Below are 12,796 nucleotides of genomic sequence, written 5' to 3'. Positions count from 1 at the left end.
TGTTGGAGGAGGTGGGTCCGGTCACCGGAACCGACGCAGGGACCGACGGCTCGGCTGCGGAGCAGCCCACGGGCCGGACGGAGAGCGACGTCGAGCGCAATGCGCGCTTCGAGCGGGATGCCCTCGTCTTCCTCGACCAGATGTACTCCGCCGCCCTGCGCATGACGCGCAATCCGGCCGACGCGGAGGACCTGGTGCAGGAGACGTACGCCAAGGCGTACGCGTCCTTCCACCAGTTCCGGGAGGGCACCAACCTCAAGGCGTGGCTGTACCGGATCCTCACCAACACCTTCATCAACTCCTACCGCAAGAAGCAGCGTGAGCCGCAGCGCAGCGCCGCCGACGAGATCGAGGACTGGCAGCTCGCCCGCGCCGAGTCCCACATGTCGACGGGTCTGCGCTCCGCCGAGTCGCAGGCGCTGGACCACCTCCCCGACTCGGACGTGAAGGCCGCGCTCCAGGCGATCCCCGAGGAATTCCGGATCGCCGTCTATCTCGCGGACGTCGAGGGCTTTGCGTACAAGGAGATCGCCGACATCATGGGGACACCCATCGGCACGGTGATGTCCCGTCTCCACCGTGGCCGGCGCCAACTGCGCGGCATGCTGGAGGATTACGCCCGTGACCGCGGGCTGGTCCCGGCGGGGGCGGCTGCCGAGGCGCAGTCCGCGCCGGCGCCGGAGTCGCACGACCGGAAAGGCTCGGGATCATGAGCTGCGGAGAGCCGCACGAGAAGGACTGCTCAGAGGTCCTTGACCACCTTTACGAGTATCTCGACCGCGAGATGCCGGCCGGGGAGTGCGCCGATTTCCAGGTCCATCTCGACGAGTGCTCGCCGTGCCTGGAGAAGTACGGCCTGGAGCAGGCCGTCAAGAAGCTGGTCAAGCGCTGCTGCGGGCACGACGACGTGCCCGTGGACCTGCGGTCGAAGGTCATGGGCCGGATCGAGCTGATCCGGGCCGGCGAGACCGTGCCCGAGGTGAGCGTGCTGGACCAGGCCCGGCACGAACAGGCCCAGCGGGAGCGGGCGGCGGACGCCCAGGGCGCCGCCGGCGCGTCCCCGAAGGCCGACGCGGCGGGCAACGCCGCGCACGCAGAGTAGGACCGCACGGCCCCTCCGGAGCCCGGCTCCGCACGGCCCGCGCGCGTACGCCCGACCCGCCCGTGTCTCGAACGGGCGCGCGCTCCCGTCATCCCTGGGAGTGAGGGGTGGGGCGATCCGTCCCGCTCGATCCGCCGATGCGCCTCCGCCGGCGCCCCGGCCCCTCTATTCTCGCCGGACCCCCGCGGTGCGTGGTCTCCCGCCGTGTGGCGGCGGGTGCGTCGGGCTGGGGGCACCTCCCAGCGGTAGCTGGGGGAGGGTGAGGAGGGCGCGATGCGGGAACTTCCGGCGGCCGCGCGGATGTACATCGGCTGTGCCGCCCTGGCCGCGGCGCTCTGCGCGGCCCCCGCGGTCCGGCTCGGCGCCGCCGCCCCCTGGACCGGCGCGCTGGCCCTCGGCGCCCTCCACGGCCTGTGCGAGCGGATGCGCCGCTGCCCGCTGACCGACGGCCCCGCGCGGCAGGCCACCGGCCCCGACGCGACGCCCGGGACGTTTCCGCCGGGCTGGGCCACCCCCGTCGTCCTCGCCGGATCCTTCCTGCTGCCGCCGTCGCTGGCCGTCCTGGTCGCCGTCCCCGGCGCCCTGCTCACCCCGGCCGTCCGGCCCTGGCCGGTGGCCCGCCGCGTCTGGCACACCGCCGAACTCGCCCTCGCCACCTGGACGGCCGCCCACGTCTTCCGGACCGTCGCGCCCGCCGCCCCGGCCGCCGCGCCCTTCCCGGAGCTGCTGCCGCCCGCGCTGGCCGCCGCCGGGGCCTTCTGCGCCGTGCTCGTCGCGCTCGGCGGCGGGGTGCTGGTCCTCGCCGAGCGGCACCCCGTGCGCACCGCCTGGCGCGGCCCGGCGGCCCGGCTGCCGGTCCCGCACCTCGTCCACGGGCTGACCGGGCTGATGATGGCGGTGCTCTGGCACAGCGTCTACGGGCCGACGGCGGCGCTGCTGGTGCTGCTGCCGGTGCACCTGTCCTGCTGGGCGTCCGCGCAGTACCAGCGGGAACGCGCCGCCCACCAGGCCACCGTGCGGGCCCTCGTCCAGGCCGTGGACATCAAGGACCGCTACACCCGCGGGCACAGCGAGCGGGTCGGGCGGGCGTCGGTGCTGATCGCCCGGGAGCTGGGCATGGCGGAGGACCGGCTGGAGGTGCTGCGGTTCGCCGGGATCCTGCACGACGTCGGCAAACTCGGCGTCCCCACCCGGCTGCTGCGCAAGGACGGCCCGCTGACCCCGCAGGAGCGCCGGATCATCGAGCTGCACCCCGAGTACGGCCACGAGATCGTGCGCGGCATCGGCTTCCTCGGCGAGGCGCGGGCGGCGATCCTGCACCACCACGAGCGGATGGACGGCAGCGGCTACCCCTACGGACTGACGGGGCATCACATCCCGGAATGCGCCCGGGTGGTGGCGGTCGCCGACGCCTTCGACGCGATGACCTCCACCCGCTCCTACCGCCGCGCCCGCCCGGTCCCCGCCGCGGTCGCCGAACTCCGCCGGTGCGCCGGGACGCAGTTCGACCCGCGGATGGTCCGGGCGCTGGCCGCCGCCCTCGACAAGCACGACTGGCGGCCGGACCAGGTGACCGCGGAGGAGCAGCGGGCGCCGGACCCGGTCCCGGCGGGGCGCGGAAACGTCCCTCCGGCCCGGACCCACCGGCCGGGCGCGGGCCACGGCGCCGCCCGATGAGCCGCCGCGCGACCGCCTGGGTGCACGGGCCGGCCGCCGTACTGGCCTGCTGGGGCCTGGGCCACACCCTGTGGCACGGGATCACCGGGCCGCGCACCGCGCTGGCCTTCGGGGCGCTGATCGCGGCCGGCGAGGCGGTGCGCCGGCTCCCCGCCCGGCCGGCCGGCCACCGGCCCCACCCGCCCCGAGCACCCCGCTCCGCACCCGCCCCCGACGTCGCTCCGGCGGCGGGAGCCTCCTCCGCGGCGGAACCCCCGATCCCCCCGGTGCGCGGGCCGCAGCCGCCGGCCGCGCGGACCCGCCGCGCGGCACCGCCGCTCCCCGGCCTGCGGGAGGGCGCCCCGCTCGGCGCGGCCGGGGCGCTCGGGTACGCGCTGCTCGACGCCACCGGCGGGCGGCCGGCCGTGCACGGGATCCCGCAGACCGTGGCGGTGGTGGTGGCGGCCGGGCTGGTGGGGATCGTCCCGTACCTGGTGCGCGGTGGCGGGCCGGCGCTGGACCCGCTCGCCCGCCGGGTGCTGACCGTCGGGTTCGCCGCCACCTGCTGCCAACCCCTGTACCACGTCGATGCCTTGCGCTCCTGGGGCGCGGCCGGTCCGGTCCGCCCGCTCTTCCTGGCCGTGCTGCTGGGGCTGACCGCGCTGTGCGACGCGGTGCTGGCGGCGGCGCTGACCCGGGCCCGGACCGGCTGGCCGTACGGGCCGCTGCTGCGCGACGAGTTGCGGGCGCTGCCCGGCATCGGCACCGCCATCTGCGCCACCGGCGTGGTCATCGCGCTGGCCGTCGCCGCCGCCGGGCCGTGGGCGCTGCCGGTGTTCTGCCTGCCGCTGCTGCTGACCCAGATCGCCTTCCGCCGGTACGCGGCGGTGCGCGCCACCTACCGGCAGACGATCGCCTCACTGGCCCGCGCCACTGAGATCGCCGGCTGTACCCCGCCCGGCCACGCCCACCGGGTCGCCGCGCTCAGCCGTGCGGTCGGCCGGGAACTCGGGCTAGGCGGAGCGGACTTGGACGTCCTCGAACACGCCGCCCTGATGCACGACATCGGCCAGCTCTCGCTCGTCGACCCGGTGCCGGACGGCGCCACGCTCCCGCTGCCGGCCGCTGAACAGCGCCGGATCGCCCTGCTCGGCGGCGCCGTGGCCCGGCAGACCGGCGCCCCGGCACAGGTCGCGATGATCGTCGAGCGGCAGGCCGATCCGTACCGGGAGCAGCCGGTCACCGCCCGTATCGTCCGCACCGTCAACGCCTACGACGACCTCGTGGCGGGCGCCGCCGGCCCCGCCGGGCGGCTGCGCGCCCTGGAACGGCTGCGGCTGGCAACCGCCAGGGACCACGAGCCGGGGGTGGTCGAGGCGCTCGCCCGGGTGCTGGCGCGCGGGGGCCCGGCGGGCTGATCGCGCACGGTGTGCGCCGGTGCGCGGAAGCGGCCCGTACGCTCCCGGGGCGGGCCCCGCACACCCCCGCCGCACGGTGTTCCCGGGCCGTCCACCGCACGGGAACCCATGGGTAATGAGCGCCCCGCGAGATGGGCATGGTTGGATGCGAAGGGAGCCCCCTGAACGGGGGTTCAGGGGGTCGGCGCAGGGCATGAGCCGCAGGGGGGCGCAGCACACCGGGCTGAGCCCGACGGCAATCTGTGGCAGGTTGTCGAGTGGGCCCCCAGAAGGTCCCGGGCGCCGCCCGGGACACCTCCGGAGCGGCACAAGAGCAACCAGCAGGCGGGAATCGTGAGGATCTTCGGCAAGGTACGGCACCGGCCCTCCGCCTCGTGGCGGCAGGCGACCGACCGCGCTTTCACGCTGATCGGCGACGGCCGTTACGAGGACGCGGGGGCGCTCCTGACCCGCGCGGCGGACATGGAGCCCTGGCTGTCGGAGTCCTGGTTCAACCTCGCGCTGCTGCACAAGTTCCGGCACGACTGGGAGCAGGCCCGGGCCGCCGGACTGCGCGCGGTGGCGCTGCTGGACCGCGAGACCGGGGCCCCCGACTGGTGGAACGTGGGCATCGCCGCCACCGCCCTCCAGGACTGGCCGCTGGCCCGCCGCGCCTGGCAGGCGTACGGGCTGAAGGTCCCCGGCGAGGGCTCGCCCACCGGGGAGCCGCTGGGAATGGCGCTGGGCAGTGCCGCGGTCCGGCTCTCGCCCGAGGGCGAGGCCGAGGTGGTCTGGGGCCGCCGCCTGGACCCGGCCCGGATCGAGGTGCTCTCCATCCCGCTGCCGTCCTCCGGGCGGCGCTGGGGCGAGGTGGTGCTGCACGACGGCGTCCCGCACGGCGAGCGGACCACCACCGCGGTCGGCGGCGAGACCCGGGCGTTCCCGGTCTTCGACGAGATCGAGCTGTGGGCGCCCTCCCCGGTACCCACCTGGGTGGTGCTCCTGGAGGCCGCCTCCGAGGCCGACCGGGACGCGCTGGAGCAGCTGGCGGCCGACGCCGGCTTCGCCGCGGAGGACTGGTCGTCGTCGGTGCGGCTGCTGTGCCGCACGTGCTCCGAGAGCCGGATGCCCAGCGACGAGGGCGACGGCGAGCACCTGGACCCGCACGACCACAGCGAGCCGGGCCACCCCGGGCCGCTGGGCCACCGCACGGCGGGCTCCGGCTCGCTGTGGGTCCCCGAGCGCGAGTGCGGCATCGCGGCGCCCGCGGCCCTGGTGCGCGGGCTGCTGGACGGCTGGGTCGCGGACAGCCCGGACACCCGGGAATGGCGTGATCTTGAAGAGGTCTGCTGAGCGGTGACCGCGTCCCCCCGTAGGCTGTAGGGCGTTCCCCGAGGGTTTTGCAGGAAGGCGTACGGCGGAGATGGCCCAGCAGGACAGTGATCAGCAGGAGAGCGTCGAGTTCATCGACGACGTCACGGACGCCAAGGAACGCGAGGCGGCCCACCGGGAGCGCGGCACCTCCCGTCCGATCACCGTGGTCGGCAACCCGGTCCTCCACAAGGAGTGCAAGGACGTCACCGCGTTCGACGACGAGCTGGCGCAGCTGATCGACGACATGTTCGCCAGCCAGCGCACCGCCGAGGGCGTCGGCCTGGCCGCGAACCAGATCGGCGTGGACCTCAAGGTCTTCGTCTACGACTGCCTGGACGACGAGGGCGTCCGGCACGTCGGCGCGGTGTGCAACCCCGTCCTGGACGAGCTGCCCGCCGGCCGTCGGGTGCTGGACGACTCCAACGAGGGCTGCCTGTCCGTCCCCGGCGCGTACGCCGAGCTGCCCCGCCCGGACTACGCGGTGGTCCGTGGCCAGGACGCCAAGGGCGAGCCGATCGTGGTCCAGGGCACCGGCTACTTCGCGCGCTGCCTCCAGCACGAGACCGACCACCTCTACGGCTACCTCTACATCGACCGGCTCTCCAAGCGGGACCGCAAGGACGCGCTGAAGCAGATGGCCGAGCGGGAGCCCCGCTACCCCGTCGTCCCCAACGACTGAGACGACGGCGCGACGGGGCTCCGGCCCCGATCCACCGGACCGGCCCTATGCGACGTTCTGGTAGGCGGCCCAGACCTGGGGCGGGAGCGAGGTGCCCAGCCCGGTGTCGGGGCCGCCGACGCCGTTCAGCGGCAGCAGCTGGGGCGCGCCCGGTTTGTTGCGGAAGAGAGTGATGGCGGTGGTGGGCTCGCCACCGTCCCCCTGACCGGAGGCCCGGTCGGCGCGGACACCGGCCCCGCCGGGACCCGACCCGGCCCACCCCGCGCCCCAGTCGGCGGCGCCGGCCGGCGGCGGGGAGCCGACGAACCACGCCGACTTCATCCGGTCCTTGGCCTCGCTGACCGCGGCCGCGACCGGCTGCCGCACCGGCTTCCCGCCCGGCACGCCCAGCGCCCGCCAGCCCAGCCCCGACAGCGTGTTGGTCATCTCCTGCGCGACCGCCGGGGTGACCACCCGCTGCGGCTCGGTGCGCTCGAACCCGGTCACGGCCCTGCCCTGGTGACTCATCTTCGCCACCGCGTACGGCTCGGCGTGCAGCCCGCCGTTGGCGAAGGTGGTGTACGCGCTGGCCAGCCGGACGGCACTGGGTGCCGAGGTGCCCAGCGGGAAGGTCTGCTCCAGCTGCGCCAGGCTCTCCTTGCGCAGCCCGAGGCCGAGCGTCAGGTCCCGGATCCGCTCCAGCCCGAGCTGCTTCCCGGCCTGCACGAACGGGATGTTGTCGCCCCGCATCAGGGCGCCGCGCAGCTCCTCGGCCCGGCTGGGGGCGTCCACCGGGCGCGGCTGGTCGCCGTACTGCTCGGCCTCCTGCTGGAGGGCGGTGGCCAGCACGAACGGCTTGAAGGCGGAGCCGGCCGGCACCGCCGTGGTGTCGGCGTTGTTGCTGAAGTGCCGGGTGGCGTCGGCGCCGCCGTAGAGCGCGACGATCGCGCCGTCGCCGGGGCGCACCGAGGCCGCGCCGAACTCCACGAAGGTGTCCGCGGCGCGCTTCTTCGGATCGAGGCTCTTCGTCCGGACGCCGTCGACCGCCTGTTCCAGCCGGAGGGTGCGCTGTTTGTCGAACGTGGTGTGGATGCGGTAGCCGCCGCGGGCCAGGTCCTTGTCGGTCAGCCCGGTGGCGCTCTTGACGAACTTGTTGGCGACGTCGACGAGATAGCCGATCTGGCCGGCCTGGCTGGTGGGCTTGGCCACCGGGTGCGGCTCGGGGAAGTCGCGGTACTGCGCCCGCTCCTCCTGGCTCATCGCGCCGGTGGCGACCAGCCGGTCGAGGATCCACTTCCAACGGGCCACCGCCCGGGCGTGGTTGGCCTTGCTCAGCCCCGGGTCGTACTGCTCGGAGCCCTTCAGCACGGCGGCCAGCAGGGCGCCCTGGCTGGGATCGAGGTCCTTGGCGTCGATGCCGTAATAGGCGTGTGCCGCGGCCTGTATGCCGTTCGAACCGCGGCCGAACCAACTGGTGTTGAGATAGCCCCGCAGGATCTCCGGCTTGGACTTCCGGTTGTTGACCTTCAGCGCGATGATGAATTCCTTCACCTTGCGGGCGGCGGTCTGGTCCGGCGAGAGATAGGTGTTCTTCACGTACTGCTGGGTGATGGTCGAACCGCCCTGGGTGTCCCCGCCGGAGAGCATGTTCACCACGGCCCGGCCGATGCCGGTGAGGGAGACCCCGTGGTCCTCGTAGAAGGTGGCGTTCTCCGCCGCTATCACCGCGTTCTGGACGTGCTTGGGCACCTTGTCGAGGGTGACGTTCTGCCGGTTGACGGCGCCGACGCTGACCATCTGGCTGCCGTCCGCCCAGTAGTAGACGGTGGCCTCGCGGGCGGCCAGCGCGTTCTCGTTGGGGATGTCGATCTTCGCGTAGACGAACGCGAACAGCCCCGCCAGACAGGCGAGGACGAAGGTGAACGTGCCCAGCCACAGGCGCCACGACGGCAGCCAGCGGCGCACCCCCTTGCGGCCGAGACGGGGGTAGTCGATGTATCGGCGACTTTTCTTCCTGCCCTCCATATCTGCGTAGATGTGGTGGCACGGGCTCCGGTTGCCGCTCCGGCCACCCGCTAATCGAACGCTCACATTCGGCGGGTGGCCGGACGACAGGTCGGGCGGCCGGGATCAGAAGTCGTCGTCGAACGAGACCGAGCCCTCGACGGCGACCTGGTAGGCCGAGGCGCGCCGCTCGAAGAAGTTGGTCAGCTCCTGGACGTTCTGCAGCTCCATGAAGGAGAACGGGTTCTCCGAGCCGTACACCGGGGCGAAGCCCAGGCGTTGCAGCCGCTGGTCGGCCACGCACTGGAGGTACTCGCGCATCGAGTCGGTGTTCATGCCCGGCAGGCCGTCGCCGCACAGGTCGCGGGCGAACTGCAGCTCCGCCTCCACGGCCTCCTTGAGCATGTCGGTGACCTGCTGCTGGAGCGCGTCGTCGAAGAGGTCGGGCTCCTCCTCGCGGACGGTGTCCACCACCGAGAACGCGAAGTCCATGTGCATGGTCTCGTCGCGGAAGACCCAGTTGGTGCCGGTGGCCAGGCCGTGCAGCAGGCCGCGCGAGCGGAACCAGTACACGTACGCGAACGCGCCGTAGAAGAACAGGCCCTCGATGCACGCCGCGAAGCAGATCAGGTTCAGCAGGAAGCGGCGGCGGTCGGCCTTGCTCTCCAGCTGGTCCAGCTGCTCGACGTGGTCCATCCACCGGAAGCAGAACTCCGCCTTCTCGCGGATGGACGGGATGTTCTCCACCGCGGCGAAGGCGGCGGCCCGGTCGTCCGGGTCGGGGAGGTAGGTGTCCAGCAGCGTCAGATAGAACTGGACGTGCACCGCCTCCTCGAAGAGCTGACGGCTCAGGTAGAGCCGCGCCTCGGGGGAGTTGATGTGCTTGTACAGCGTCAGGACGAGGTTGTTGGCCACGATCGAGTCGCCGGTGGCGAAGAACGCCACCAGACGGCCGATGAGGTGCTGCTCGCCCGGGGAGAGCTTGGCGAGGTCGGCGACGTCGGAGTGGAGGTCGACCTCCTCCACGGTCCAGGTGTTCTTGATCGCGTCCCGGTAGCGGTCGTAGAAGTCCGGGTAGCGCATGGGGCGCAGGGTCAGCTCGAACCCCGGGTCGAGGAGGTTCTTGCGGCCGCCGGTGGTGACGGTGTGGGCGGCGCCGGCGTTCTTCTCGGGTGCAGTGGTCATGATTACTGGCATGCCTCGCAGGACTCGGGGTTTTCCAGGGAGCAGGCGACCGCCTCGGGGTCGGCCACCGGCAGCTGTGCGGGGACGGACGCGGCGCGGGCCGACTGGGCGATCCGGGTCGCCGGCCGCGAGCGCAGGTAGTACGTGGTCTTGATGCCGCGCTTCCAGGCGTAGGCGTACATCGAGCTGAGCTTGCCGATGGTCGGCGACGCCATGAAGAGGTTGAGCGACTGGCTCTGGTCCAGGTACGGCGTGCGGTCCGCGGCCATGTCGATCAGGGCGCGCTGGGGGATCTCCCAGGCCGTGCGGTAGCGGTACCGGACGTCCTCGGGGATCCAGGCCAGCTCCTGGACGGAGCCGTTGGCCTCCCGCAGCGCGTCCCGGGTCCGCGCGTCCCACAGGCCCAACTCCTTGAGCTCCTCGATCAGGTACGTGTTGACCTGGAGGAACTCACCGGACAGCGTCTCGCGCTTGAAGAGGTTGGAGACCTGCGGCTCGATGCACTCGTAGACGCCGGCGATGGAGGCGATGGTGGCGGTCGGCGCGATGGCCAGCAGCAGCGAGTTGCGCATCCCGGTCGCGGCGATCCGGGTGCGCAGCGCCGTCCAGCGGTCCGCCCAGCGCGGCTCTGCGTTCGGGTAGTGGTCCGGGTGCAGCACGCCGCGCGCCGTACGGGTCGCGGACCAGGCCGCGTGCGGGCCGTGCCGCTCGGCGAGGTCGGCGGACGCCTCGTAGGCGGCCAGCATGATCCGCTCGGAGATGCGGGTGGACAGCTCCCGGGCCTCGGCCGAGTCGAACGGCAGCCGCAGCCGGAAGAAGACGTCCTGCAGGCCCATCAGGCCCAGACCGACCGGCCGCCAGCGGGAGTTGGAGGCGGCGGCCTGCTCGGTCGGGTAGAAGTTGATGTCCACGACCCGGTCGAGGAAGGTCACGGCGGTGCGGACGGTGGCGTCCAGCCGCTCCCAGTCCATCTCGCCCTCGGCGCCCAGGTGGGCCGCGAGGTTGACCGACCCCAGGTTGCAGACCGCGGTCTCGCCGTCGTCGGTGACCTCCAGGATCTCGGTGCACAGGTTGGAGGAGTGCACGACCCGGCCGGGCTCGGCGGTCTGGTTGGCGGTGCGGTTGGCGGCGTCCTTGAACGTCATCCAGCCGTTGCCGGTCTGCGCCAGGGTGCGCATCATCCGGGAGTACAGCACCCTGGCCGGCACCTGCTTGAGGGCCTTGCCCGCGGCCTCCGCCGCCCGGTAGGCGGTGTCGAACTCCTCGCCCCACAGGTCGACGAGCTCGGGCACGTCCGAGGGGGAGAACAGCGACCAGTCCGCGTCCGCCTCCACCCGGCGCATGAACTCGTCCGGGATCCAGTGCGCGATGTTGAGGTTGTGGGTCCGGCGGGCCTCCTCGCCGGTGTTGTCCCGCAGCTCCAGGAATTCCTCGATGTCGGCGTGCCAGCTCTCCAGGTAGACGCAGGCCGCGCCCTTGCGGCGGCCGCCCTGGTTGACCGCGGCCACCGACGCGTCCAGGGTGCGCAGGAACGGCACGATGCCGTTGGAGTGCCCGTTGGTGCCGCGGATCAGCGAACCGCGGGCGCGGATCCGGGAGTACGACAGGCCGATCCCGCCGGCGTGCTTCGAGAGCCGGGCCACCTGGTGGTAGCGGTCGTAGATGGAGTCCAGCTCGTCCAGCGGGGAGTCCAGCAGATAGCAGGAGGACATCTGCGGGTGGCGGGTGCCGGAGTTGAAGAGCGTGGGGGAGGACGGTAGGTAGGAGAGCGTGCTGGTCATCCGGTACAGCTCGGCGACGTCCGCGAGCGCCCGCGCCGAGTCGTCCTCGGCGAGCCCGCAGGCCACCCGCAGCAGGAAGTGCTGGGGCGTCTCGATCACCTTGCGGGTGGTGGGGTGCCGCAGCAGATAGCGCGAGTGCAGGGTGCGCAGCCCGAAGTACCCGAACCGGTCGTCGGCGCCGGCCTCCAGTGCCCTGTCGACCAGCGCGTCCAGCCGCTCGGCGTGGGTGTCGACGAACGCGGCGGTGACGTCCGCGATCAGCCCCTCCTGGTGGCCGACCGCGATCGACGCCGAGAAGGAGGTGGCGCCCTGACCGGCGGCCTCCTCGGCGACGGCGAGGGTGAGCAGCCGCGCGGCGAGCTTGGAGTACTGCGGCTCGTCGGCGATCAGCCCGGCCGCGGCCTCGGTGGCCAGCGCCCGCAACTCGGCCTCGTCGGACCCGGGGTGCCGGCCGCGCAGCGCGGCGGCGGCCACCTTGCCGGGGTCGGTCGCGGTCAGGTCCGCGGTCAGCTCGGTCAGCGTCCGCAGCAGGGCGGTGCCCGGCCCGTCCGCGTGCGCGGGAGGCGCGGCCACCACGGGCTGCACGACCTCGGCGTCTGACGCTGGCTCCGTTGGCGCGATGGTCACCTGATGCTCTCCCTCACTCGGCGGGGGCCGGGAGGGGTGGCGGCATGACGGGAGCCGTGCGGGCAGGGGGCACCCCGCGGCGAACCGGGGGTGCGCGGGTCGGCCGCGCGGCGTCCATCTGCCCATCCCTCGGGGCCCGGACGTATCGACGCCGCACCGATGGCGGTGCGGGCGTACCGTCGGCAGGTCCTCGGACTCGGGAGCGCTCGACCGGCCCTTGGGGAAAGGGCCGTGGTCCGCGCTCGCACACCGTTGCGGGACAGTTCCGGATTCGCACCGGATTCCCCTGCGGCGACAGCGAGGACGAGCATACATCTTGTGTCGCTCCCCGCACGCACCCCCACATCTTGTGTCGCCGCCTCATACCATTCCCCCAGGTGTACGAAGCGCCGACTCGCCCGGATCCCCTCCGAAACGCCTCGGAACCCCGCCGAAATCCCGCCGGCGGCCCGCCCGAAGGCGGCTCGGAGCCCGCCGGAACGCCGCTCAGGTCAGCTCGCGGGCGAACGCCCACAGCGTGAGACCGGGCACCGGGGCCCAGTCCCGCTCGGCCGCCCGCGCGAACCCCAGCCGCCGGTAGAGCCGGTGCGCCGGCAGCAGGTGCTGCTGGCTCGACAGCACCATCCCGCGCAGCCCCAGCGCCCGCGCCCGCGTCAGACAGGCCCGCACCAGGGCCTCCCCGATGCCGCGCCCGCGCCCCTCGGGCCGCACCGCCAGCATCCGGAACTCGCCCTCCCCGGGCCCGGCCAACTCCGCGTACGGGCTGCCGTGCGCCGCGAACGTCACCGCGCCCAGCACCGCCCCGTCCACCCCGTCCGCGGCCACCAGCACCTCGGCGTGCTCCGCGCGGTGCGCCACCTTCCGCAGCTCCGCCGCGTACGGATCGTGCGCCCCGCCGTGCAGCAACCCCTCGGCCAGATACACCTCCGCCACGAGCTCCCCGACCGTCTCGAACTCCGCCTGGCGTACGGGTCTGATCGTGATGTCCATGGGGCCAGTGTGACCGAGCCAA

The 12,796-nt window shown here is 73.3% G+C and carries 10 protein-coding genes and 1 riboswitch; of the genes, 6 read left to right on the top strand and 4 right to left on the bottom strand.

Annotation, left to right across the window (positions count from 1 at the left end):
- Positions 1–11 precede the first annotated feature (11 nt).
- The 6 genes from SNOUR_RS14665 to def all read left to right on the top strand — a co-directional run bounded on the left by SNOUR_RS14665 (position 12) and on the right by def (position 6,208).
- Positions 12–713: a sigma-70 family RNA polymerase sigma factor gene (locus SNOUR_RS14665; protein ID WP_067358318.1), complete on the top strand. Its 702-nt coding sequence runs from the start codon at positions 12–14 to the stop codon at positions 711–713.
- On the top strand, positions 710–1,102 hold the full coding sequence (gene rsrA / locus SNOUR_RS14660) for a mycothiol system anti-sigma-R factor (protein ID WP_039632928.1): 393 nt from the start codon (positions 710–712) through the stop codon (positions 1,100–1,102). The genes SNOUR_RS14665 and rsrA overlap by 4 nt, the downstream gene beginning before the upstream one ends.
- A 273-nt stretch (positions 1,103–1,375) precedes the next feature.
- Positions 1,376–2,779: an HD-GYP domain-containing protein gene (locus SNOUR_RS14655; protein WP_067347090.1), complete on the top strand. Its 1,404-nt coding sequence runs from the start codon at positions 1,376–1,378 to the stop codon at positions 2,777–2,779.
- Entirely contained in the window at positions 2,776–4,176 is a 1,401-nt protein-coding gene (locus tag SNOUR_RS14650; protein ID WP_107407300.1) for an HD-GYP domain-containing protein, read from the top strand. Before SNOUR_RS14655 ends, SNOUR_RS14650 begins: the two co-directional genes overlap by 4 nt.
- 333 nt (positions 4,177–4,509) lie before the next feature.
- Positions 4,510–5,508 (top strand): tetratricopeptide repeat protein, encoded by a 999-nt coding sequence (locus SNOUR_RS14645; protein ID WP_039632926.1) that lies wholly within the window; start codon positions 4,510–4,512, stop codon positions 5,506–5,508.
- Positions 5,509–5,578: 70 nt separating this feature from the next.
- The gene (gene def, locus SNOUR_RS14640) at positions 5,579–6,208 is read left to right on the top strand and encodes a peptide deformylase (protein ID WP_067347088.1); all 630 of its coding nucleotides are present in this window, start codon (positions 5,579–5,581) and stop codon (positions 6,206–6,208) included.
- A 45-nt stretch (positions 6,209–6,253) separates the two neighbouring features.
- Here the strand turns inward: def and SNOUR_RS14635 are convergent, their stop codons facing one another.
- From SNOUR_RS14635 to SNOUR_RS14620, 4 genes are all read right to left on the bottom strand, one after another.
- Entirely contained in the window at positions 6,254–8,212 is a 1,959-nt protein-coding gene (locus SNOUR_RS14635) for a transglycosylase domain-containing protein (RefSeq protein ID WP_067347086.1), read from the bottom strand.
- 105 nt (positions 8,213–8,317) lie between these two features.
- The gene (locus tag SNOUR_RS14630) at positions 8,318–9,376 is read right to left on the bottom strand and encodes a ribonucleotide-diphosphate reductase subunit beta (protein WP_067347084.1); all 1,059 of its coding nucleotides are present in this window, start codon (positions 9,374–9,376) and stop codon (positions 8,318–8,320) included.
- 2 nt (positions 9,377–9,378) lie between these two features.
- Positions 9,379–11,784 (bottom strand): ribonucleoside-diphosphate reductase subunit alpha, encoded by a 2,406-nt coding sequence (locus tag SNOUR_RS14625; protein ID WP_067347082.1) that lies wholly within the window; start codon positions 11,782–11,784, stop codon positions 9,379–9,381.
- Positions 11,785–11,948: 164 nt separating this feature from the next.
- A riboswitch (cobalamin riboswitch) is annotated at positions 11,949–12,101 on the bottom strand.
- A 169-nt stretch (positions 12,102–12,270) separates the two neighbouring features.
- Complete coding sequence (locus SNOUR_RS14620; protein WP_067358316.1) at positions 12,271–12,774, bottom strand: GNAT family N-acetyltransferase; 504 nt, start codon at positions 12,772–12,774, stop codon at positions 12,271–12,273.
- Positions 12,775–12,796 lie beyond the last annotated feature (22 nt).

The sequence above is a fragment of the Streptomyces noursei ATCC 11455 genome (assembly GCF_001704275.1).
Classification (GTDB): Bacteria; Actinomycetota; Actinomycetes; order Streptomycetales; family Streptomycetaceae; genus Streptomyces; species Streptomyces noursei.
The sequence above is the reverse complement of the archived record's forward strand: the minus strand, read 5'-3'. Positions and strand labels throughout refer to the sequence as shown.

Coding starts and splice junctions, on each gene's coding strand:
- rsrA (WP_039632928.1), top strand. CDS start 710: ATGAGCTGCGGAGAGCCGCACGAGAAGGACTGCTCAGAGGTCCTTGAC.
- SNOUR_RS14655 (WP_067347090.1), top strand. CDS start 1,376: ATGCGGGAACTTCCGGCGGCCGCGCGGATGTACATCGGCTGTGCCGCC.
- SNOUR_RS14650 (WP_107407300.1), top strand. CDS start 2,776: ATGAGCCGCCGCGCGACCGCCTGGGTGCACGGGCCGGCCGCCGTACTG.
- def (WP_067347088.1), top strand. CDS start 5,579: ATGGCCCAGCAGGACAGTGATCAGCAGGAGAGCGTCGAGTTCATCGAC.
- SNOUR_RS14635 (WP_067347086.1), bottom strand. CDS start 8,212: ATGGAGGGCAGGAAGAAAAGTCGCCGATACATCGACTACCCCCGTCTC.
- SNOUR_RS14630 (WP_067347084.1), bottom strand. CDS start 9,376: ATGACCACTGCACCCGAGAAGAACGCCGGCGCCGCCCACACCGTCACC.
- SNOUR_RS14620 (WP_067358316.1), bottom strand. CDS start 12,774: ATGGACATCACGATCAGACCCGTACGCCAGGCGGAGTTCGAGACGGTC.